The organism is Bacillus sp. FAU20 (assembly GCF_056033865.1).
In genome coordinates, this window is sequence record NZ_JBVYHY010000027.1 from 265680 (window position 1) to 287976 (window position 22297).

The following is a 22297-nucleotide window of genomic DNA, read 5'->3' on the forward strand; positions in this document are numbered from 1 at the left end:
AATAATAAATGATTGCTGTTTATTTTGAAGCAGTATAATAAAAATAGAGTGAAAGATAATGGAATGACACGAAACCCCTAATAGAATCAATGTTTTTTATATTTACACTATTCTAAATATAAAAACTTTAGGAAAATGGTATGTTAGCGTTTTCATAACTTTTAAGTTATGCTAGAATAAGGACATAAGTTATTAATTATTACAAAAAGAAAAAAGACTTTCTTTTTTCTGTTAATTATAAGGGGGCATTTCATTATGCGTATTGGGGTACCAGCAGAAATTAAAAACAACGAAAACCGTGTGGCAATGACACCAGCAGGTGTTGTACATTTAATTCGTAACAATCACGAAGTATTCATTCAAAAGGGTGCAGGTTTAGGATCTGGTTTCACAGATGCTCAGTATGTTGAAGCAGGAGCAAAAATTATTGATACAGCTGAAGAAGCTTGGAACATGGAAATGGTTATGAAAGTTAAGGAACCAATTGAAAGCGAATACAAACACTTCAGCGAAGGTTTAATCTTATTCACATACTTACACTTAGCTCCAGAACCAGAATTAACAAAAGCATTAATCGAAAAGAAAGTTGTTTCTATTGCATATGAAACAGTACAATTAGAAAACCGTTCTCTACCATTACTTGCACCTATGAGTGAAGTAGCTGGTCGTATGGCTGCACAAATTGGTGCACAATTCCTTGAGAAGAACAAAGGCGGTAAAGGTATCTTACTTGCAGGTGTTCCAGGGGTTAAACGTGGTAAAGTAACAATCATCGGTGGTGGACAAGCTGGTACAAATGCTGCTAAAATTGCAGTTGGACTAGGTGCGGATGTAACAATCATCGACTTAAGCGCAGAACGTCTTCGTCAATTAGATGACATTTTCGGAAACCAAGTAAAAACTTTAATGTCTAATCCTTACAATATTGCAGAAGCTGTTAAAGAGTCTGATCTTGTAATCGGTGCAGTATTAATCCCAGGTGCAAAAGCGCCAAAACTTGTAACAGAAGAAATGATTAAATCAATGGAACCAGGTTCTGTTGTTGTAGATATCGCGATTGACCAAGGTGGTATTTTCGAAACAACTGATCGTATTACAACTCATGATAACCCAACTTATGAAAAACACGGCGTTGTTCATTATGCAGTTGCAAACATGCCAGGTGCGGTTCCACGTACATCAACTCTTGCATTAACAAACGTAACAGTACCATATGCAGTACAAATTGCTAACAAAGGCTACAAAGAAGCTTGCCTAGGCAACACTGCATTATTAAAAGGTATTAACACATTAGATGGCTATGTAACATTTGAAGCAGTTGCAGAAGCTCACGGTGTAGAGTACAAAGGTGCTAAAGAATTATTAGAAGCAGAAACAGTATCTTGCTAATAGAAGCATTATACAAAACAAAATCGAACAATATATAAAACAACATGATAAGAGCTAAGAGTGAAGATCTCTTAGCTCTTCTTGGCAAAAGGGGGCATACATCGTGGCCAACCTATTTAAAAAGAAATCCGTTACGCAATTGTTAGGGGAAAGTAAAAGTAAAACTTTGACGAAAACGCTAGGGGCATTTGACCTAACAATGCTAGGGATTGGTGCGATAATTGGTACAGGAGTTCTAGTATTAACTGGATTAGTAGCAGCAAGAGATGCTGGTCCAGCAGTTATTTTTTCATTTATGATTGCAGCCATCGTTTGTGGATTTGCAGCATTATGTTACGCAGAGGTTGCTTCTACACTTCCTGTTTCAGGTAGTGTGTACACATACTCATATGCAACAATTGGTGAGTTTGTAGCTCATTTAATGGGATGGACATTACTATCCGTATATGTTGTAACGACTGCCGCAGTAGCTGGCGGATGGACTGGTTACTTCCATAACTTAGTGAGTGGATTAGGGCTTGAAATTCCAAAAGCACTGCTAACGATTCCGTCTCAAGGTGGTATGGTGAATTTACCAGCAGTTATCGTTACATTAGTTATAACTTGGTTATTATCAAGAGGTACGAAAGAAAGTAAACGTGTGAATAACATAATGGTATTAATTAAAATTGGTATCGTTGTTTTATTCATTGCAGTTGGTGTATTCTACGTGAAACCAGAAAACTGGATACCATTCGCACCGTACGGTTTAAGTGGAGTTTTCGCGGGGGGAGCAGCAGTATTCTTTGCTTTCTTAGGATTTGATGCATTAGCAACTTCTGCTGAAGAGGTAAAAAATCCGCAACGTGATCTACCGATTGGTATTATCGCTTCGTTAGTCATTTGTACAATCATTTATGTTGTAGTTTGTCTCGTTATGACGGGTATGGTTTCTTATAAAGAGCTAGATGTACCGGAAGCGATGGCGTATGTGTTAGAAGTTGTAGGACAAGATAAAGTAGCTGGTATAATCGCAATTGGAGCTGTAATTGGTATTATGGCAGTAATCTTTGCTTACATTTATGCAACGACACGTGTATTCTTCGCTATGAGCCGTGACGGTTTATTGCCAGAATCTTTCGCGAAAATTAATAAAAAGACAGAAGCACCAACATTTACAGTTTGGTTAACAGGAATTGGTAGTGCTTTAATTGCTGGATTTATTGATTTAAAAGAATTGTCAAATTTAGCGAATATTGGAGCGTTGTTAACATTTGCGATGGTTGGTGTGTCAGTTATTATTCTTCGTAAAACACATCCGAAATTACAACGTGGATTTATGGTACCACTTGTACCGATCTTACCGATTATTTCAATTGCATGTTGTCTATTCTTAATGGTAAACCTACCATTAAAAACATGGATGTACTTCGGTGTTTGGTTAGCAATCGGAGTAGTTGTATACTTTGTTTATTCGAAAAAACATAGTCATTTAAAAGACGATGGAAGTTCGCAGGATAATTTAGAACAAGCTAATTAAAAGGGATATAAGTATAGTAAGCCTTGTGCGTCTAGGGAGCGCGCAAGGCTTTTTCTTTTGTTGAAATAAAGGGAATGTATATTACTTTGTTGAATTTTTATGTCGGAATATGAAAAAAGGGTGTGCGAATTGTGCATCCTTTTTTGTATGAGAATATAGAGAGTGCGGAAAATATGTATACGACTTATTAAAATGTGAACGGAATGTTCATAAAAAAAATTCAGATTTCATTGACACATATGAGTGGGTGCTCATATAATAAGAGTATAAGATATATGAATGATTGTTCATATGTTCAATTAAAGAGGTGAGCTATAATGGCTGGAAATAAAGTAGAAACACCACAAGAGACATGTTCTCAAACGATAATTCATGAAGAAGTTGTAGAGCAAGTAAAACAAACAATTCCAACTGATGAAAGTTTAAGTAAAGTAGCAGAACTATTTAAAGTATTAGGTGACCGTACACGTACGAGAATATTACATGCGCTATTTGAAGCTGAAATGTGCGTTTGTGATTTAGCTTATTTATTAGGAATGACACAATCATCTATTTCGCATCAGCTTCGTGTGTTAAAGCAAGCGAAACTTGTGAAGAATCGTAAAGAAGGAAAGGTTGTTTATTATTCGTTAGCTGACCAGCACGTAATTCATATCTTCGAGCAAGCGTTTGAACACGTAAACGAAGAAGAATAAAAAGAACGCGAGGAGGGAGAACGATGGCTGAAGCATTGGTGAAAAAGAAACTGATGTTAGAAGGTTTAGATTGTGCGAACTGTGCAATGAAAATTGAAAAAGGTGTTGGGAATATAGAAGGAGTAAATTCTTGTTCTGTAAACTTCGCAACAAAGACAATGATCTTAGAAACAGCACAAAATAAAGAAAACGAAGTTGTTACGGAAGCAAAACAACTCGTTACAAAATTAGAACCGCATATTAAAGTTCAAGAAGAACAAAAAAATAAAATTGCTAAAGAAGTATTTATATTAGAAGGTTTAGATTGCGCGAACTGTGCAATGAAAATTGAAAATAAAGTGAAGGAAATGCCAGCTGTCTCAGAAGCAACTGTTGATTTCGTATCGAAGAAATTACGAGTAGAAGTTGCGAATAAAAGAGAACTAGAAGCGACTGTAGCAAATATAACAAATGTCGTTCAAAAGTTAGAACCAGATGTGAAAGTTGTTCGTGAAGAGAAGAACGGTCATGACCACGGACATAGTCACGATCATGGTGAAGCGAATGTGAAAAAGATGGTAGGGAGATTAGTAGTCGGCGGAATTTTGACAGCAATTGCTGCATTAGCGGGCTTACCACAAATGGTAACAATTCCGTTATTCGTCCTTGCTTATTTATTAATAGGTGGAGATATCGTTTGGAGAGCGGTAAGAAACATAACTCGTGGCCAAGTATTTGATGAAAACTTCTTAATGGCAATTGCAACTGTAGGAGCTTTTGCAATTCAACAATACTCAGAAGCTGTAGCAGTAATGCTATTTTATCAAGTAGGAGAACTATTCCAAAGCATTGCGGTAAACCGCTCTCGAAAATCAATTACTTCATTAATGGATATTCGTCCTGATTATGCGAATGTAAAGGTTGGAAATGAAACGAAACAAGTATCACCAGAAGATGTACAAATTGGCGATTATATTGTCGTTAAGCCAGGTGAGAAGGTGCCGTTAGACGGAAAAGTAATTGAAGGAACATCAATGGTAGATACTTCAGCATTAACAGGTGAATCTGTACCACGTGAAGTAGAAGTTGGAAATGATGTATTAAGTGGCTTTGTGAACCAAAATGGTGTGTTGACAATTGAAGTTACAAAAGAATTCGGTGAATCCACTGTATCAAAAATTTTAGATTTAGTTCAAAATGCAAGCAGTAAAAAAGCACCAACGGAAAACTTTATTACGAAGTTTGCACGTTACTACACTCCAGTTGTAGTTATTACAGCGGCGATCATGGCGTTTATTCCACCACTTATTTTAGAAGGAGCTACATTCTCTGAGTGGATTTATAGAGCTTTAGTGTTCTTAGTAATCTCTTGTCCATGTGCGTTAGTTGTATCCATTCCTCTTGGATTCTTTGGAGGTATTGGTGGTGCATCTAAAAGTGGTGTGTTAGTAAAAGGTAGTAACTATTTAGAAGCTTTAAATGATGTAAAATATATTGTTTTTGACAAAACAGGAACATTAACAAAAGGTGTTTTCAAAGTTACAAAAATGGAACCGAGCGAAGGTACTACAAGTGAAGAGTTATTAGAGTATGCGGCATTTGCTGAAGTATATTCTAACCATCCAATTGCCCAATCTATTCGAAAGGCATATGGAAAATCAATTGATGAAAAAATAATCGATGATTATAACGAAATTTCTGGTCACGGTACAGTCGTAAAAGTACAAGGAAAAGAAATTTTTGCAGGTAATGCAAAATTAATGAGAAAAGAAAATATTGAATTTAAGCAACCAGAAACAGTAGGTACATTAGTTCACGTTGCTGTAGATGGAAGATATGCAGGTTATATTGTTATCTCTGATGAGGTAAAAGAGGATTCTAAACAAGCGATTCAAAAGTTAAAAGAACTAGGTATTAAAAAGACAGTAATGTTAACTGGTGATGCAAAACCAGTTGGTGAAGCTGTCGGTAAAGAATTAGGCTTAGATGAAGTTCATGCGGAATTACTACCGCAACAAAAAGTAGAAGAGATTGAAAAAATTGATGCAGCGAAACACGGAAAAGAAAAAATTGCCTTCGTTGGTGACGGTATTAACGATACACCAGTATTAGCCCGTGCAGACGTTGGTATTGCGATGGGTGGTTTAGGATCAGATGCAGCAATTGAAGCGGCAGACATTGTTATTATGACTGATGAGCCTTCAAAAATTGCGACAGCTGTAAAAATTGCAAAACGTACAAGAAGTATAGTGTGGCAAAATATTATCTTTGCTTTAGGTGTAAAAGGGATCGTTTTATTACTTGGTGCCTTTGGTATTGCAACAATGTGGGAAGCTGTTTTCTCAGATGTTGGTGTGACACTACTTGCAGTGTTAAATGCAATGCGTGTATTACGAGTGAAAGATTTATAAAAAAGAGGACGCGACCCGCGTCCTCTTTTTTATTGGTGATTTTGTTGAAATTGACTCAATAAAATAATACCAAATATTATTTTAATTTTAAATAGCGTGATATTAAAATTTACAAATAAAATACATTCGTCTTATTATTTTAATATATTTTTTACAAATATCCATATAGTATTGAAAAAACAGAGAAGGGGGAACTTCTCTGTTTACTTTTGTATGTTTTTTTCAACTTGTTCTCGAACTGTTTGAATGTAATTCATTTTATGATCCCAGCACTCTTGGCTTAAATCGACAGGGTATTCTTCAGGATTTAAAGTTCGCATATATTCTTCCCAAAATAGAGAGAGACTCTGCTCGTTATATTGTTGAATATCTAATATACTTGGCAGTTCATATGTTCTTTCACCGTTAACGAAAATGTCTTTATGCAGTTCACGGGCTTCAAAGTTTGTTACGAATTTACTTATATATGTGTGAACTGGATGGAACATTTTTAAGCGCTCTTCTTTTCCAGGTTCTTCAGAATCTAATGCAATATAATCGCCTTCTGCATGATCGTTAACTCGATTGATAATACGATAAATTCGTTTCAGTCCTGGAGTGGTAATTTTTTCAGGATTAGATGAAATTTTAATCGTATCATTTAATTTTCCGTCAGTATCCTCAATCGCAACTAGTTTGTAAACAGCTCCTAATGCAGGTTGCTCAAAGGACGTAATTAATTTCGTCCCAACGCCCCATACGTCAATTTTTGCTCCTTGAGATTTAAGGTGCATAATTGTGTATTCATCTAAATCGCTAGAAGCGATAATTTTTGTATTTGTAAACCCTGCTTCATCTAGTAGTTTTCGTGCCTTTTTCGATAAATAAGCCATATCACCACTATCAAGACGTATGCCATAGAAATCAATACGATCCCCAAATTCTTTTGCAACACGAATTGCATTTGGAACACCAGATTTCAATGTGTCATAAGTATCAACGAGAAAGACGCACTTTTTATGAGTTTCAGCGTATTTTTTAAACGCGACGTATTCATCGCGATATGCTTGAACGAAAGAGTGAGCGTGTGTGCCGGCTACAGGGATCCCAAAGCGTTTCCCAGCACGAACGTTGCTTGTAGAGGAGAAACCACCAATAAAGGCAGCACGCGTCCCCCAAAGGGCAGCATCGAACTCATGGGCACGTCTTGTGCCGAACTCTAAAAGCTCATCATTACTTGCAGCATGTTTCATACGAGCTGCTTTTGTTGCAATTAATGTTTGGTAATTCACAATATTTAAGAGGGCAGTCTCAATAATTTGTGCTTCACCAAGTGGTGCATCAACACGTAATAAAGGCTCGTTATTAAATACAACTTCCCCTTCTTGCATACTGCGAATCGTCCCAGTGAATTTCATATTTTGTAAATAATGAAGGAATTCTTCTTCAAATTGTAATTCTGCTAAATAAGCGATATCGCTTTCAGTGAAACTGAAATTTTCTATGTACTCTACAATTTTCTCAAGGCCAGCAAAAACAGCGTAGCCGTTCTCAAATGGAAGCTTTCGAAAATATAAATCAAAAACAGAACGGCGATTATGAATACCATCTTTCCAATATGTATAAGCCATGTTGATTTGATATAGGTCTGTATGTAAGGCATAACTATCGTCTTTATAATGAGTCATCGCGAGAACACCTCCATAATTTGGTTATAGTATACCAATTTTTCACCATTCGTAGCAAAGAAGAGATATTGATGTGAAGTCAAGAGAGAAAAAAATGAAATTATGCATATTTTTTAGAAAATTTATATTTATCAATTTATATTTCTCCAGATTTTATGTATTATTAGAGTAATGGGGGTAATGAGAATGGAGGAGGACAATGCAACAAACATTAGAAAAAATAGGCAAACAAGTCTTTTATAAACGGCTACAGCAAAAAATGACACAAGAAGAATTATGTCAGGGCATTTGTTCTGTCTCATACTTAAGTAAGATTGAAAATGGAAAGATTGAAGCATCAGAAGAAATTCTACAATTGCTCTGCACAAGACTAGAAATTGCTGTGACGGATTTGAGAGATGTAGAAGAAGATGTGAAGGGGAAGCTGGACGAATGGTTGAATGCACTAGTTCATTTGGACAAGCAACAAGTAGAACGTATATATGAAGAGTTGCAAGGTGAAATGAAGCATGTGTTGGATTTTGAAATTATAAATTATTATAAACTGCTGTATACACGTTATTTAATTATGAAAAGGGATTTTCCTGCTGTCGAAAAAGAGTTAGAGAGCTTAAAGAAGATGTACAAAAAGTATTCACCATTCCAAAAATTATTATATACGTATAGCAAAGGGTTATATTATTTTTTACAACATAGATATAAGAAGGCATTGGAGTATTTGACTCGAACAGAAGTAATGGCAAAGGAACAAGGTTATCATGAGAATGGAATATATTTCAATTTGGCTCTTGTTTATAATGAATTAGAAGTTGAACATATGACTTTACATTTTGCTAATGTAGCAATGGAAGGATTTAAGAATGAATATAAATTCCGTTATGTGATAAATTGCCAGTTACTTATTGCATTGAGTTATATACAAAAAAAACAATATAATGAAGCACTATCTATTTATAATAATATTTTGAGGGAAGCAAATTCTTTTGCTGATAAAGAAAGTATAACAGCTATTGCTTTAAATAATTTAGGCTTCTTGTACTATAACTTAAAAGATTATGCAAAAGCAAAAGATTATTATTTACAATGCCTAAAGTACAAAAAGGAAGAGGATTTAAATTATATTGATGCAGTGTATGAGATCGCTTTGCAGTGTATTGAATTAAAAGAATTTGAAGAAGCGAAAGATTGGATTAATAAAGGGATAGATGTTGCCAAGAGGGATGAAAAGTATAAAAGTATGCTATATATACTTTCAATGCTTAAGAATAAATACTTTGAAACGAAAGATGTTTATAAAAGATTTTTAGAAGTTGAGGCAATCCCATTTTTTAGAGGCGAAGAAAATAAAAAGGAATTAAAAATGGTGTATTTAGAACTAGCAGGATATCACGAGGAATTACTAGAATTTAAGGAAAGTAATAACTACTATAAATTAGCAATTAATTTATTAGAAGAAAAGGGAGGAAAATAATATGAAAAAAATAATTATTGGTGCTTTGGCTTTGGTAGCTGTATTAGTGGTATTGGAACCGCAATATGCTTGGACATCGGATATTTATGGTCAAGGAGAAAAAGTAGTAGAGTTAATAAATTCTTAACAGAAACCCCTTTCCAACAGGAAAGGGGTTTTTCAATATTTGTTCCTCAAAATTCTACAAAACTTGAGAAATAAATTAATTGAATTTTTAGTATATTAATAGTAGAAACATAATGCTAATATGAAACTACTCTTTTTCAAAAAAATTTTATTAGGGGGAAGGTTCATGAAAAAGAAAAGTTTAGCGTTAGTGTTAGCGACAGGAATGGCAGTTACTACGTTTGGAGGGACAGGCTCTGCATTTGCGGATTCTAAAAATGTACTCTCTACGAAGAAGTACAATGAGACAGTACAGTCACCTGAGTTTATTTCTGGTGATCTAACTGGAGCGACTGGTAAGAAAGCAGAATCTGTTGTGTTTGATTACTTAAACGCAGCAAAAGGTGATTACAAGTTAGGGGAAAAGAGTGCGCAAGATTCTTTCAAAGTGAAACAAGTGAAGAAAGATGCTGTAACTGATTCAACAGTAGTACGTATGCAACAAGTTTACGAAGGAGTGCCTGTATGGGGTTCTACTCAAGTGGCTCACGTAAGTAAAGACGGTTCTTTAAAAGTATTGTCTGGAACAGTTGCACCTGATTTAGACAAAAAGGAAAAGTTGAAAAATAAAAATAAGATTGAAGGCGCAAAAGCAATTGAAATCGCGCAGCAAGATTTAGGGGTAACGCCAAAATATGAGGTAGAACCAAAAGCGGACTTATATGTATATCAAAATGGTGAAGAAACAACATATGCATACGTTGTAAACTTAAACTTCTTAGATCCAAGTCCAGGAAACTACTACTATTTCATTGAAGCAGACAGCGGTAAAGTATTAAATAAATATAATAAATTGGATCATGTAGCAAATGAAGATAAATCACCAGTTAAGCAAGAGGCTCCTAAACAGGATGCAAAAGCAGTAGTAAAACCTGTAACAGGAACAAATAAAGTAGGAACTGGTAAAGGTGTATTAGGAGATACGAAATCACTTAATACAACGTTATCTGGTTCATCTTACTACTTACAAGATAATACGCGCGGAGCAACGATTTTCACATATGATGCGAAAAATCGTACTACATTACCAGGAACTTTATGGGTAGATGCAGATAATGTTTTCAATGCAGCGTATGATGCAGCGGCAGTAGATGCTCATTACTATGCAGGTAAAACATATGACTATTATAAAGCTACATTTAATAGAAACTCTATTAATGATGCAGGAGCACCATTAAAATCAACAGTTCATTACGGAAGTAAGTATAATAATGCATTCTGGAACGGCTCACAAATGGTATACGGAGATGGTGATGGTGTAACGTTCACTTCATTATCTGGTGGAATTGATGTAATTGGCCACGAATTAACGCATGCTGTTACAGAGTATAGCTCAGATTTAATTTATCAAAATGAATCAGGGGCATTAAATGAAGCTATTTCAGATGTTTTTGGTACATTAGTAGAGTATTATGATAACCGTAACCCAGATTGGGAAATTGGTGAAGATATTTATACGCCTGGTAAAGCTGGAGATGCGCTTCGCTCTATGAGTGATCCAACGAAATATGGTGATCCAGACCACTACTCTAAGCGTTATACTGGTACTAGTGACAATGGTGGCGTTCATACAAACAGCGGTATTATTAACAAAGCAGCTTATTTATTAGCGAATGGTGGTACGCATTACGGTGTTACTGTGAATGGCATTGGTAAAGATAAAGTAGGAGCGATCTATTACCGTGCAAATACGCAATATTTCACTCAATCTACTACTTTTAGTCAAGCACGTGCTGGATTAGTACAAGCTGCAGCGGATTTATATGGTGCTAACTCTGCAGAAGTAGCAGCAGTTAAGCAATCATATAGTGCTGTTGGTGTAAACTAAGACTTTAAGAGATAGTTATTAATAAAATACCTCAAAAATAAAGAAGGAGCCTATGCTCCTTCTTTATTTTTTCTCCATTTTTTCCACAAATAAAACAATCCAATAGCGCCTGCGATTGTTACAATCCACTTTGCTTCATTTGTTCCATTTATAACGTGATATGCAGAATATACTTCAATCAATAAGGCCGGTATTTTCCCTATTGTGCTGGCAATACTGAAGGAGAGTAATGACATCTTACCTAGAGCCGCAAATAAAGTCACGATACTTGATGGGATGAAAGGTATCAATCGAAACGATAGAACGAGTAGAAAGGCCTCTCTACCTTCTACATAAAGAAGACGCTCTACCTTTGGATACTTATTTACTTTATCGTGAGTGAACTTTTGAAGGCCCATGCGGTAAATATAAAACGAGATAATAGCCCCTAATGCTTCGCCTACGATCGAAATAACAGTACCATTTGTTACGCCAAAGAGCTGTATATTAATGGCGGTTAAAAAAATACTAGGGATAAAACCTAAAAGACTAATGATGATGTTAATTAAGATACTAAGTGGAATTGCGATTGAATAGTATTCTGTTAAGAAATTTTGAATCGTTTCAGCCATTGTTTAAAATCCTTTATCTTTTTTTGCATTACACCATATTTCGATTATATAGGCAAGGATAAATTTACATAATGTAGAAAACGTTGATAAAACACCGTTAATATACTATATAAGGGTATTGGGTATATTAAGTCAGGGGTATATTTTTATTTTTAATAAACCACCGGATAAATCCTTTAGATATGGGGTTTATCCGGTGGTTTTAGGGATGGATTAAATCGGGAAATAATCATAAAAATATAGGGGTATATTTATAGAAGGGGAGAAAATAGCGATTCTATGAAAATCGGTTGATAATATGGCAAAATAGGTGAGGAATTTAAAAAATGTGTATGTTTTTTCGTGTGAAATTGACTTTTAGTGAAGTTGAGATAATAATCATGGAAGAGGTGATATGATGAAACGAATAAGCAGTCTTTTCTTCAGTAGTTTATTGGCATTAATGCTGATCTTAAGCGGATGTGCAGGAAAAGAACAAAAGCCAGAGAAACAGACAGGGAATCAAGCTACATCGGTAGAAAAAATCAGTGATAATATTTTAGATGAAATGGAAGGACCACCTAAAAATGGTCATACGATTGAAAGACATGTAGGCAAGTCAGAAGAGGATTTGAAGAATCGCTTGAAGACAGATAAAGTGTCAGCTGCAAGTACATACTATGATAAAGAAACAGCGACGAAAGCTGTAAAAGATAGCTTGAAGCAACACGACAAGGAAATTCAAGATTGGTTAAAAAATTCTAAAGAGGCTCGTCTCGTATTAAATACAACTCATTCATTCCCGGTTGGAAAAACGGTAATAAAGAAAAATATGAGTGTAAAAGACAAGTTAGTAAAAACTGTTACTGTTTTAGCAAGAGATAAGTCAGGGGAATTAGGGTTTAAGATTATTACTTCTTATCCATCTGATAAATAAGAAGGGGGAGTACATTATGTATACGACATTACAATACTTTCTTAAATCGTACTGTACGTTAAGTATTCATGAGGATGAAATAGTAAGCGTGATGGAAGAGTTTATTGAACAAGAAGACGAAGAAATCGTTTTGAAATTACGTGATGAATTAATAAATATGAAGAAAAAGAACGCGTGGGAAGTGGCGTGTGTATTAGCTGCGAAGCAAGGAAATCGTATGTGGTCTTTAGAAGAAACGAAAGACCATCTTGAAACTTTTTTACTATTACTGCAAAAGAAAAAGGCGTGATTTAATCACGCCTTTTTCTTTATGTTATTCGGTTAATATTATCTATTCTTTTGGAGCGCTTTTATATACGCTTTTTGAAATTTGTCCATTTGATATTACTTCCCCGTTTTGTGTTACTTTTTTATACGTAACTGCTGTGATTTTATCACTAGTTCTACTAATTACTTGAGAAGAAACTTCAACATTTTTACCAGTATTTGTACCGAAAATGCGTGTAGTAATACTACCTCCATTTGAAAATGCTTGAATATAAATATGATTGCCTGTATTATTTTTAAATTTTAAATCTGGACCATAATCTGCTACTGCTGCATCTTGCCCAAGTGGTAAATAATTTACCGGCATTGAATGATTGCTTCGAGAAACAATGCCTAAATCTGCCCTTAAAGCTGCGCTGTATAATGTACTACTGACTTGGCAAACTCCTCCGCCTGCACTTTGTATTACTTTACCTTGTGAATATACTGCTGCAGATTTATAACCATGTGCAGCATCAGTTACGCCAACGCGGCCGTTAAAACTAAATGTTTCATCAGGTGCGACAATAACCCCACTTAAAGTATTAGCTGACTTATTTACGTTAAATGATTGATTTCCGTTACGGCCAGCCATTGGAGTAGAATATTCAGCAATGACTTCTTTAATACCCATTTTCTGTATGTCTTCTGTAGAACGTTCTGGTTTTATGAATGTAACTGGTAATGTAACATCTGATTTACCAGTAGTAATAGCTTCGTTTGTTAAACTGTTTAGTTTTCCTTTATCAATTTTTTCTCCGTTTTGGCTTTGACTAACATTTACTGTTGAGCCTTCAATACTTAATTCTGCATTAACAGGATTTTTTAATGTTTCATTATATTTATCTTTTATAAAGGTTTCATAAGCTGTTGTATTTAATTGTGGTGTTAATTTATAGTCCCGTTTTAATTCACCGTTTTCAGCTTGCTTACGCATTTTGTAACGATTCATTACGTTTCCTTCTTGTTCTTTGAATATTTTGTCAATAATATCTTTCTCTTTATAATTTACCCCTAAATCTTTCCATGTGTAAGTTTGTTTATCGTTTTGGAATATGTAGGTAAGGGATTTTTGATCTAATTCAGTTACCTTTTGATTAATAATTGCTTGAATGTCTTTCTTATTTTTTCCATCGAGAGAAATACCTTCAAATGTAGTATTTGGTAATGCAGTAGTATCTAATTGATTATTTAATTTGGATACATATTGATATCCCCCAACACCGCCTACACAAAGTAATATGCCCCCGGCAATTGCAGAACCAATCAGTATTTTACTTAGCTTCATTTATTTCCCCCCAGAAATTTATGTATAAATATATGTATTACATTTTTTGTATAAAAATGATGAAAATAACATTATGTACGTACTAGTATACTATTATTTTCACTGCGTGTGTAATGTTTTCATAAAAAATGTTACACGGCTGTAATAATTGTCACTTCTTGTCACAATGTGTATGAAAAATATGTTGAAAAATATAATAAAAAGGCTGTCTAGAAAGATCTAGCAGCCTTTTTATTATATTTTTTTATGTTCATTTTTATTCGTAACACCGAGATGTTTTTGAAGGGTAGTTGAAATAGTATCGACGCTTTTTTCATTTGGAACGTAATAATAAATACCACCTATATATTTATCTGTACCTTCTACTTGCATTTTTTCCATCTTTAAATTTGAATCCATTGAATTTTTTGTAATTGTCATCATATCATCAAAAGTTAAATTGGTTTTTAAATCTTTATCGACAGCGTCTAGTAGGCCACCGATTTTATTAATGGAATTAAGAGATAGTGCCTTTTCAGCAATGGCCTCTAATACAAGCTGTTGTCGTTGGCCACGCATATAATCACTATCGATGTGACGAGTTCTAGCTAGTGCCAGTGCCTCTTCTCCATTTAAATGTTGACGTCCTTTTTTTAGATGAATTGCATCTGCTTCATCTTTACTATTTTGCTCTGTGAACTCAACTGGAACGTCTACAGTAATACCACCAAGAGAATCAACAATTTTAATAAATGATTTAAAATTGAATTTTACATAGTAGTCAACTGGAACATCTAAAAAGTTCTCTACCGTATCAATTGTGCTGTCTACACCACCGAATACGTGCGCATGTGTGATTTTATCGTATTTATCACGTGATTTAATGTAGACGCGTGAGTCACGTGGAATGCTTACAAGTTTAACGGATTTATCGTTTTTATTAATTGTTGCAAGTAATAACGCATCTGTTCGAGTTGCTTTTCCATAACCTTTTTCCCTAATATCACTTTCATCAACACCCATAATTAGTACAGAAATATTATCGGTCATAGGTTTAACAGCTTTTTCACGTTTACTGGACTTATCTCCTCGACCTAGTTCAGCATAAGCATTATTTAAGACGGACTTTGCTTTACTGTATATATGGAAGGAGTAGCCTCCTGCTCCAAGTGCTACAATTAGTAATGGAATAAGAAGGAACCAAAGTAGGCGTTTTTTCTTTGAGCGTCCTTTTTTGGCTCGCGTATTGTTGTTCGTGTCGGATTTCATCATTTTTTCTCCTTTAAAACTATCAAAGTGTATACATTTAGAAGTGTACTCAAACACATAAAAAATATTTTACGCTAAATAAAAGCGATTGTACATGTATAAAAAATAGATGTCTTGATTATTTATCCCGCATTAACGGGCAGTAAAACTCCCACCTCAAAGTCCAGCGAATGCAAGGAAGTTAGGTGGGAGTTAACTGCCCGTAAAAGCCCGATTGGTGAAGGCTAATACTCAGAGGGGGGATAGCCCCCTCTGAGTAAAGTTTCACTGTATAAGACATCTATTCGTTATTGTATACAAAAGATAGGGATAAGAAAATGATAAAATTTTACCTAATTACAACATAATGCTTACGATAATTGCAGATAAAATACTAACGAGAGTAGCTCCATATAGTAATTTAAGGCCAAACCTCGCAACAACGTTTCCTTGTTCTTCGTTTAGTCCTTTTACCGCACCTGAAATAATACCAATGGAAGAAAAATTGGCAAAAGACACAAGGAAAACAGAAATAATACCAACTGTACGGGGAGAAAGGCTATTAGAAATTTTACTAAGGTCCATCATTGCGACAAATTCATTCGTTACAAGCTTTGTTGCCATAATACTGCCAGCTGCGACAATTTCAGAACTTGGTACACCGATAAGGAATGCGATAGGTGCAAATACATAGCCGATTAATTGTTGGAACGTAATACCGAATATAATGAGGAACAGGTCATTAATACAACTAATTAATGCGACGAACCCGATGAGCATAGCGCCGACAACAATGGCTACACGAAAACCATCAAGAATGTATTCTCCAAGCATTTCAAAAAAGCTTTGTTTTTCACCTTTGATTTCTAAAATATCTTCGTCATCTTTAACGTCGTAAGGGTTAATGATGAGTACGATAATAAAACCGCTAAATAAATTGAGAACGAGTGCAGTTACTACATATTTAGGTTCAATCATTGTCATATAGGCACCTACGATAGACATAGATACGGTTGACATAGCAGAGGCACAAAGTGTATAAAGACGGTGTTTTGGAATTTGAGCTAATTGCTTTTTCACTGTAATGAAAACTTCGGATTGGCCGACAATGGCAGAAGCAATAGCGTTGTAAGATTCTAATTTCCCAAGACCATTTATTTTACTAAGAAAGTACCCGATCCAATGAATGAAAAATGGTAGTATTTTGAAATGTTGTAATATACCAATTAAAACAGAAATAAAGACGATTGGTAATAATACATTAAGGAAAAATGGCATTTCACCTTTATTTGCAAGTCCACCAAATACGAAATTTATTCCATCAGCAGCATACTCGAGTAGTTTGGTAAACAAACTGGAAATGATTCTAATAAGTATGAGGCCGATTTCTGTATTTAATAGTAAATAGGTTAAAATTAACTGTATAATGAGCATGATAAAAATTGGTTTAAATTTAATATGCTTCTTATTATTGCTAGCGATATAAGCGAGCAAGAAAACAACAATTAGTCCGACGAAAAAAGTAATGAATTTCATGGTAAGCCCCCTAAAAGAGATATTCTGCTATATATGTTTTTCATTTCAAGGGAGAATATGCATCTTTGGTAAAGAAAGGAATAGAGAGAGTATGAATATATGTAGAGTGCATCACGTTGCAATTATTTGTTCGAATTATGAGACGTCAAAGGATTTTTATACTAGAATATTAGGGTTTAAAGAAATGAATGAAGTATATAGAAAGGAACGAGATTCTTATAAATTAGATTTATGTGTAGGAGAAGAGTATCAAATCGAATTATTTTCATTTTCAAATCCACCTGAGCGCAAAAGTTTTCCAGAAGCAGCCGGTCTTAGACATTTAGCATTTGCTGTTACAAATATAGAAGAAGCTATGAAGCATTTAAATCAATGTGGTGTTGAGACCGAACCGATCCGTATTGATGAAATAACGGGGAAGAAATTCGTCTTTTTCCAAGACCCTGATGCTTTACCTTTAGAATTGTATGAGATTTGAAAATTGGTGGATTTTATATAGAGTTGCTGTCCAATAATTGAAGAAACTAAAGTGAAACTTCTTTTTAAAAAGGAGGTGTAACTTTAGCTAAGAAAGCTAAAGAGCATATGTGGATATTTTAAAATTATTGATGGTAGTCCTTCTTATTGGGTTAACAGCATTTTTTGTGGCTGTTGAATTTGCAATTATTAAGGTACGTAGCAGTCGTATTGATCAACTCGTTAGTGAAAAAAGACGAGGTGCACTGGCAGCAAAAAAGGTAACTACAAATTTAGATGAATATTTATCGGCCTGTCAGCTAGGTATTACAATTACTGCTTTAGGGCTCGGGTGGTTAGGGGAACCAACTATTAAACATTTACTCGAACCGTTGTTTTTAAAATTGCAATTCTCACCTGCAATTTCTAGTACAGTTTCATTTATTATTGCCTTTGCAGTAATTACATTTTTACATGTTGTCATTGGGGAACTTGCTCCAAAGACATTTGCTATACAAAAAGCAGAACAAGTTAGCTTATTGTTATCGAAACCACTTATTTATTTTTACCGAGTTATGTATCCGTTTATTTGGGCTTTGAATGGTTCAGCGAGGGGTGTAACTGGTTTATTCGGATTACATCCAGCTTCTGAACATGAAGTAGCTCATTCAGAAGAAGAATTAAGGTTAATCTTATCTGAGAGCTATGAGAGCGGAGAGATTAACCAAAGGGAATTTAAATATGTAAATAATATTTTTGAATTTGATAATAGAGTAGCAAAAGAAATTATGGTACCTCGTACGGAAGTTGTAGGCTTATATGAGGACGAACCATTTGAAACACATATTAAAGTAATCGCGCAAGAAAAGTACACGAGATATCCTGTATTTGGTGAAGATAAAGATGAAATTATTGGGATGGTTAATGTAAAAGATTTATTTATTCGGTATATGGATGGTAATCGGGACGAGGAGTGCTCGATTATGCCATATACAAGGCCAGTTATTGAAGTGCTAGAAAATATTCCGATTCATGATTTACTATTACAAATGCAAAGAAAACACATTCCATTAGCTGTATTGTATGATGAATATGGTGGTACAGCAGGGATTGTTACACTAGAAGATATTTTAGAAGAAATTGTTGGAGAAATTCGAGATGAATACGATGAAGATGAGAATCCACCTATAGAGCATGTAAGTGAAGGTTATAAAATCGTAGAGGGAAAAGTGCTTATTAGTGAAGTAAATGATTTGCTTGGCATACATTTAATTGCTGATGATGTAGATACAATTGGTGGCTGGATTATGGTACAAAAACAAATCGTTGCTGAAGGAGATATTATTGAGAAACACGGTTTTTATTTTAAAGTCCTTGAAAAGGATATGCATCAAATTAAACGAGTGGAAATAAGGAAAGTAGAAGAATGATTTTCTATAAACTTTAATAAAAAGGATATACAGAAAAATAAATGTTTGCGCTTTCAAAAAAGGTGCTATATAGTGAAGGTGGATACTGAAAAATTCTTCTGAATGATACTCGTGTTTTTAGAGGGCGGATTTTTTGGATAAGGATTTAGAATGAAAAAGTATAGGTGATAAAAATGATAGCAACGAAGGATATACGTATAGAAAAAGATTTTTTAGGTGAAAAAGAAGTACCAAGTGCAGCTTATTATGGTGTACAAACATTACGTGCCGTAGAAAACTTCCCAATTACAGGATATCGCATTCATCCATCACTCATTACAGCAATGGCAATTGTGAAAAAAGCGGCGGCGCTTGCGAATATAGACACTGGTTACTTAGCTAAAGACATTGGACATGAAATTGCAGAAGCAGCGCAAGAAATTGTTGATGGAAAGTTTCATGATCAATTTATCGTGGATCCTATTCAAGGCGGAGCCGGAACTTCTATTAATATGAATACAAATGAAGTAATTGCGAATAGAGCGTTAGAACTTATGGGATATGAAAAAGGTGCGTATGCGAAAATTAGCCCAAACACTCATGTGAACATGGCCCAATCAACGAACGATGCGTTTCCAACAGGGATTCATATTGCAACTCTTATGATGTTAGAAAAGCTTCTTATAACAATGGAAGAACTTCATTCTGCTTTTCGTAAAAAAGCAAAAGAGTTTGATCACGTTATTAAAATGGGACGCACACATTTACAAGATGCAGTTCCAATTCGCCTTGGACAAGAATTTGAAGCGTATAGCCGAGTGCTTGCGCGTGATATAAAAAGAATTAAACAGTCTCGTCAACATTTATATGAAGTGAATATGGGCGCGACAGCTGTTGGTACAGGATTAAATGCAAATCCTACGTATATTGAACAAGTGGTAAAACATTTAAGAACGTTTAGTGGATTCCCACTTGTTGGTGCAGAGCATTTAGTTGATGCAACGCAAAATACAGATGCATACACAGAAGTATCTGCAGCACTTAAAGTATGTATGATGAACATGTCTAAAATTGCAAACGATCTTCGTATTATGGCGTCGGGTCCACGTGTTGGGTTAGCTGAAATTCAATTGCCAGCACGTCAGCCAGGTTCATCGATTATGCCAGGAAAAGTAAATCCAGTTATGGCAGAAGTGATTAACCAAGTCGCATTCCAAGTAATTGGAAACGATCATACAATTTGCTTAGCATCAGAAGCAGGACAATTAGAGTTAAACGTAATGGAGCCTGTGCTTGTATTTAATTTAATTCAATCTATTAGTATTATGAATAATGGATTCCGTGTATTCCGTGAATATTGTATTGAAGGAATTACGGCAAATGAAGAATTGCTGAAGCAATATGTTGAGAAAAGTGTTGGAATTATTACAGCAGTAAATCCTCATATTGGTTATGAAGTAGCATCTCGTATTGCACGTGAAGCAATTGAAACAGGAAAATCTGTTAGGGAGTTATGTTTAGAACATGGTGTACTGACAGAAGAGGAATTGGATATTATTTTAGATCCATTCGAAATGACTCACCCTGAAATTGCTGGAGCTTCTTTATTAAAAAATAAAAAAATGTAATGTGAAAAACACCGATCCTCTTGGATCGGTGTTTTAGTTTTAAAAGATATTAAATACAGCGTTTAATTGAAGTAAGCTAATAACAGCTAAGAAGATTAAACTGTATTTCATTGCTGTTTTAAATAGAGCAGATTCTTTACCAACTAGTCCAACTGCGGCACAAGCAACTGCTACAGATTGTGGTGAAACCATTTTTGCCATTGTACCACCTACTACGTTTAAGGCAACGAGTGTAGAAGGAACGATGTTTAACTGGTCTGCTGTTACTGCTTGAAGTGGTGCGAATAAAGAACCACTTGAAACTACTGAACCTGTAATGAATACGCCAATCCATCCTAAGATTGGAGAAAGAACTGGGAATGCATTACCAGTAGAAGAGAATGCAAGTCCAAGTGTAGATGACATACCAGAGTAGTTCTCTACGTAAGCCAAAGCGATAACGCTACAAATTGTATATACTGGAGCTTTTAATTCTTTCATTGTTTCAATCATTAATTCTTTAACCATTTTACCTTTTACGCGGTAAACAATAAGTGAAACGATAATTGCTAGTACAATCGCAGTAGTTGTAGAAGAGAATACATCAAATTTGAAAACAGCTGCGAAAGGTGTATCAGCTTTTGTAATTGGTGTAGTTTTCATAACAGCATTATGAAGACCAGGGAACTGAATGTTAAATACTAAGTTTGCTAACGCACCATCTGGAGCAAATAAAGCTTTAATCGGTTTTAAGTTAAAGATTGTTACAAATGCAGTTAAGAATACGAATGGAGACCAAGCATATAAAATTTGATTGAATGTATGTGATACTTTAGTTTCTTGTTTTTCTTCTTTAGTAGAAGATTTTGGTTGCCAAACACGTAAGAATAATGCAAGAGCAATCATACTTACAACTGCTGCGAAAATATTAGTAAGTTCTGCACCTAAGAAGTAAGTTACAGCGAATTGAGTAATAGCGAAAGAAACACCACTTACAAGAATACCTTGCCAAGTTTCTTTAATACCTTTAATTCCATCGACCATTGAAACAAGTAAGAAAGGTAAAATAATACTAATGAAAGGTAAAATAAGAACAGTTTGACGACCAATAGTTAATGCGTCAAGTTGAGTTAATTGTGCTGGCACTGTAACTGGAATACCCATAGCACCCATAGCACCACCAGCAATATTAGCTACTAAACAAATACCTGCTGCTTTTAATGGATTAAAGCCCATACCCACAAGTAGTGCAGCTGTAATAGCAACTGGAACCCCTAGACCAGCTGCGCCTTCTAAGAAAGCACCGAAAGAATAAGCGATTAATAATACTTGTAAACGTTGATCATTTGTAATGCTTGAAATACTATCGCGAATAATATTGAATTGCTCTGTTTTAACAGTTAATTTGTAAAGGAAAATTGCGGCGATAACGATAGTACAAATTGGATAAAATCCAGATAAAACACCGAATCCGGCAGATGCTACAGCTACTGTTGCTGGCATTTTATAAACAAATATTGCAAGGATAATAGCGACGATCACACTATAAAGACCAGCCATGTAACTTTTCATTTTGAATCCCATTAAACAAATGATGAAACAAAAGATTGGAAGTGCTGCGATTAGTGCAGATAACCAAATATTGTTTAATGGGTCATAAATTTGTGTCCAAGTACTCATAATAATGACAACTCCTATCTATTATATGTGAAGAAATTCACATTATTTGTGAAACTATTCACAATCAACTTACATGCTTAGTATATTCTCCTTCAACACTATTGTCAACGTAAAAAAGTATAATTATTCCATAATAG

The 22297-nt window shown here is 34.8% G+C and carries 18 protein-coding genes; 12 read left to right on the forward strand and 6 right to left on the reverse strand.

The window, feature by feature from the left end:
* Nucleotides 1-255: 255 nt before the first annotated feature.
* From ald to AC0OM3_RS27050, 4 genes are all read left to right on the forward strand, one after another.
* Nucleotides 256-1389 carry an alanine dehydrogenase gene (gene ald, locus AC0OM3_RS27035; protein ID WP_474213266.1) on the forward strand — a complete coding sequence of 378 codons (1134 nt, stop codon included), beginning with the start codon at nucleotides 256-258 and terminating at the stop codon, nucleotides 1387-1389.
* 103 nt (nucleotides 1390-1492) lie between these two features.
* The gene (locus AC0OM3_RS27040) at nucleotides 1493-2908 is read left to right on the forward strand and encodes an amino acid permease (protein ID WP_001284891.1); all 1416 of its coding nucleotides are present in this window, start codon (nucleotides 1493-1495) and stop codon (nucleotides 2906-2908) included.
* A gap of 317 nt (nucleotides 2909-3225) precedes the next feature.
* Entirely contained in the window at nucleotides 3226-3603 is a 378-nt protein-coding gene (locus AC0OM3_RS27045; protein WP_000918378.1) for an ArsR/SmtB family transcription factor, read from the forward strand.
* A 23-nt stretch (nucleotides 3604-3626) separates the two neighbouring features.
* A complete protein-coding gene (locus AC0OM3_RS27050) occupies nucleotides 3627-5993 on the forward strand; it encodes a heavy metal translocating P-type ATPase (RefSeq protein ID WP_089149519.1) in 2367 nt (788 codons plus the stop codon).
* Between the two features lie 203 nt (nucleotides 5994-6196).
* Here the strand turns inward: AC0OM3_RS27050 and AC0OM3_RS27055 are convergent, their stop codons facing one another.
* Entirely contained in the window at nucleotides 6197-7660 is a 1464-nt protein-coding gene (locus AC0OM3_RS27055; protein WP_000150187.1) for a nicotinate phosphoribosyltransferase, read from the reverse strand.
* Nucleotides 7661-7859: 199 nt separating this feature from the next.
* On the opposite strand from AC0OM3_RS27055, the gene AC0OM3_RS27060 reads away from it, so the two are divergent.
* The 3 genes from AC0OM3_RS27060 to AC0OM3_RS27070 all read left to right on the forward strand — a co-directional run bounded on the left by AC0OM3_RS27060 (nucleotide 7860) and on the right by AC0OM3_RS27070 (nucleotide 11124).
* A complete protein-coding gene (locus AC0OM3_RS27060) occupies nucleotides 7860-9131 on the forward strand; it encodes a helix-turn-helix domain-containing protein (protein ID WP_001187959.1) in 1272 nt (423 codons plus the stop codon).
* A 1-nt stretch (nucleotide 9132) separates the two neighbouring features.
* Nucleotides 9133-9258, forward strand: coding sequence for an NprX family peptide pheromone (locus AC0OM3_RS27065; protein ID WP_000720172.1), 126 nt, complete (start codon nucleotides 9133-9135; stop codon nucleotides 9256-9258).
* Between the two features lie 165 nt (nucleotides 9259-9423).
* Nucleotides 9424-11124: a M4 family metallopeptidase gene (locus AC0OM3_RS27070; protein ID WP_131251178.1), complete on the forward strand. Its 1701-nt coding sequence runs from the start codon at nucleotides 9424-9426 to the stop codon at nucleotides 11122-11124.
* A gap of 50 nt (nucleotides 11125-11174) precedes the next feature.
* Here AC0OM3_RS27070 and AC0OM3_RS27075 read toward each other — a convergent pair whose 3' ends face one another.
* The gene (locus AC0OM3_RS27075) at nucleotides 11175-11735 is read right to left on the reverse strand and encodes a TVP38/TMEM64 family protein (protein ID WP_474213267.1); all 561 of its coding nucleotides are present in this window, start codon (nucleotides 11733-11735) and stop codon (nucleotides 11175-11177) included.
* Between the two features lie 397 nt (nucleotides 11736-12132).
* On the opposite strand from AC0OM3_RS27075, the gene AC0OM3_RS27080 reads away from it, so the two are divergent.
* Both AC0OM3_RS27080 and AC0OM3_RS27085 read left to right on the forward strand, forming a co-directional pair.
* Nucleotides 12133-12651 carry an RNase A-like domain-containing lipoprotein gene (locus tag AC0OM3_RS27080; RefSeq protein ID WP_000822689.1) on the forward strand — a complete coding sequence of 173 codons (519 nt, stop codon included), beginning with the start codon at nucleotides 12133-12135 and terminating at the stop codon, nucleotides 12649-12651.
* Nucleotides 12652-12667: 16 nt separating this feature from the next.
* Nucleotides 12668-12940 carry a hypothetical protein gene (locus tag AC0OM3_RS27085; RefSeq protein WP_000288805.1) on the forward strand — a complete coding sequence of 91 codons (273 nt, stop codon included), beginning with the start codon at nucleotides 12668-12670 and terminating at the stop codon, nucleotides 12938-12940.
* Nucleotides 12941-12982: 42 nt separating this feature from the next.
* Here the strand turns inward: AC0OM3_RS27085 and AC0OM3_RS27090 are convergent, their stop codons facing one another.
* The 3 genes from AC0OM3_RS27090 to AC0OM3_RS27100 form a co-directional block, all read right to left on the reverse strand.
* The gene (locus tag AC0OM3_RS27090; protein ID WP_000777358.1) at nucleotides 12983-14245 is read right to left on the reverse strand and encodes a VanW family protein; all 1263 of its coding nucleotides are present in this window, start codon (nucleotides 14243-14245) and stop codon (nucleotides 12983-12985) included.
* Between the two features lie 234 nt (nucleotides 14246-14479).
* A complete protein-coding gene (locus tag AC0OM3_RS27095; RefSeq protein WP_140335636.1) occupies nucleotides 14480-15496 on the reverse strand; it encodes an LCP family protein in 1017 nt (338 codons plus the stop codon).
* Between the two features lie 333 nt (nucleotides 15497-15829).
* Nucleotides 15830-17008 (reverse strand): NupC/NupG family nucleoside CNT transporter, encoded by a 1179-nt coding sequence (locus AC0OM3_RS27100; RefSeq protein ID WP_000668864.1) that lies wholly within the window; start codon nucleotides 17006-17008, stop codon nucleotides 15830-15832.
* A gap of 91 nt (nucleotides 17009-17099) precedes the next feature.
* Between AC0OM3_RS27100 and gloA2 the strand changes: the two genes are divergently transcribed.
* The 3 genes from gloA2 to aspA all read left to right on the forward strand — a co-directional run bounded on the left by gloA2 (nucleotide 17100) and on the right by aspA (nucleotide 20501).
* The gene (gloA2, locus tag AC0OM3_RS27105; protein ID WP_474213268.1) at nucleotides 17100-17486 is read left to right on the forward strand and encodes an SMU1112c/YaeR family gloxylase I-like metalloprotein; all 387 of its coding nucleotides are present in this window, start codon (nucleotides 17100-17102) and stop codon (nucleotides 17484-17486) included.
* A gap of 109 nt (nucleotides 17487-17595) precedes the next feature.
* Complete coding sequence (locus tag AC0OM3_RS27110; RefSeq protein WP_000353330.1) at nucleotides 17596-18894, forward strand: hemolysin family protein; 1299 nt, start codon at nucleotides 17596-17598, stop codon at nucleotides 18892-18894.
* A gap of 173 nt (nucleotides 18895-19067) precedes the next feature.
* A complete protein-coding gene (gene aspA, locus AC0OM3_RS27115; RefSeq protein WP_474213269.1) occupies nucleotides 19068-20501 on the forward strand; it encodes an aspartate ammonia-lyase in 1434 nt (477 codons plus the stop codon).
* A 39-nt stretch (nucleotides 20502-20540) separates the two neighbouring features.
* Here aspA and AC0OM3_RS27120 read toward each other — a convergent pair whose 3' ends face one another.
* Nucleotides 20541-22160: an L-lactate permease gene (locus tag AC0OM3_RS27120; protein WP_000109096.1), complete on the reverse strand. Its 1620-nt coding sequence runs from the start codon at nucleotides 22158-22160 to the stop codon at nucleotides 20541-20543.
* Nucleotides 22161-22297 lie beyond the last annotated feature (137 nt).

Excerpts from the sequence above, each read along its gene's own strand:
- AC0OM3_RS27080 (WP_000822689.1), top strand. The coding sequence starts at position 12,133 with ATGAAACGAATAAGCAGTCTTTTCTTCAGTAGTTTATTGGCATTAATG.
- AC0OM3_RS27055 (WP_000150187.1), bottom strand. The coding sequence starts at position 7,660 with ATGACTCATTATAAAGACGATAGTTATGCCTTACATACAGACCTATAT.
- AC0OM3_RS27100 (WP_000668864.1), bottom strand. The coding sequence starts at position 17,008 with ATGAAATTCATTACTTTTTTCGTCGGACTAATTGTTGTTTTCTTGCTC.
- aspA (WP_474213269.1), top strand. The coding sequence starts at position 19,068 with ATGATAGCAACGAAGGATATACGTATAGAAAAAGATTTTTTAGGTGAA.
- AC0OM3_RS27095 (WP_140335636.1), bottom strand. The coding sequence starts at position 15,496 with ATGATGAAATCCGACACGAACAACAATACGCGAGCCAAAAAAGGACGC.
- ald (WP_474213266.1), top strand. The coding sequence starts at position 256 with ATGCGTATTGGGGTACCAGCAGAAATTAAAAACAACGAAAACCGTGTG.
- AC0OM3_RS27120 (WP_000109096.1), bottom strand. The coding sequence starts at position 22,160 with ATGAGTACTTGGACACAAATTTATGACCCATTAAACAATATTTGGTTA.
- AC0OM3_RS27060 (WP_001187959.1), top strand. The coding sequence starts at position 7,860 with ATGCAACAAACATTAGAAAAAATAGGCAAACAAGTCTTTTATAAACGG.
- AC0OM3_RS27075 (WP_474213267.1), bottom strand. The coding sequence starts at position 11,735 with ATGGCTGAAACGATTCAAAATTTCTTAACAGAATACTATTCAATCGCA.
- AC0OM3_RS27045 (WP_000918378.1), top strand. The coding sequence starts at position 3,226 with ATGGCTGGAAATAAAGTAGAAACACCACAAGAGACATGTTCTCAAACG.
- gloA2 (WP_474213268.1), top strand. The coding sequence starts at position 17,100 with ATGAATATATGTAGAGTGCATCACGTTGCAATTATTTGTTCGAATTAT.
- AC0OM3_RS27050 (WP_089149519.1), top strand. The coding sequence starts at position 3,627 with ATGGCTGAAGCATTGGTGAAAAAGAAACTGATGTTAGAAGGTTTAGAT.
- AC0OM3_RS27070 (WP_131251178.1), top strand. The coding sequence starts at position 9,424 with ATGAAAAAGAAAAGTTTAGCGTTAGTGTTAGCGACAGGAATGGCAGTT.
- AC0OM3_RS27065 (WP_000720172.1), top strand. The coding sequence starts at position 9,133 with ATGAAAAAAATAATTATTGGTGCTTTGGCTTTGGTAGCTGTATTAGTG.
- AC0OM3_RS27090 (WP_000777358.1), bottom strand. The coding sequence starts at position 14,245 with ATGAAGCTAAGTAAAATACTGATTGGTTCTGCAATTGCCGGGGGCATA.
- AC0OM3_RS27085 (WP_000288805.1), top strand. The coding sequence starts at position 12,668 with ATGTATACGACATTACAATACTTTCTTAAATCGTACTGTACGTTAAGT.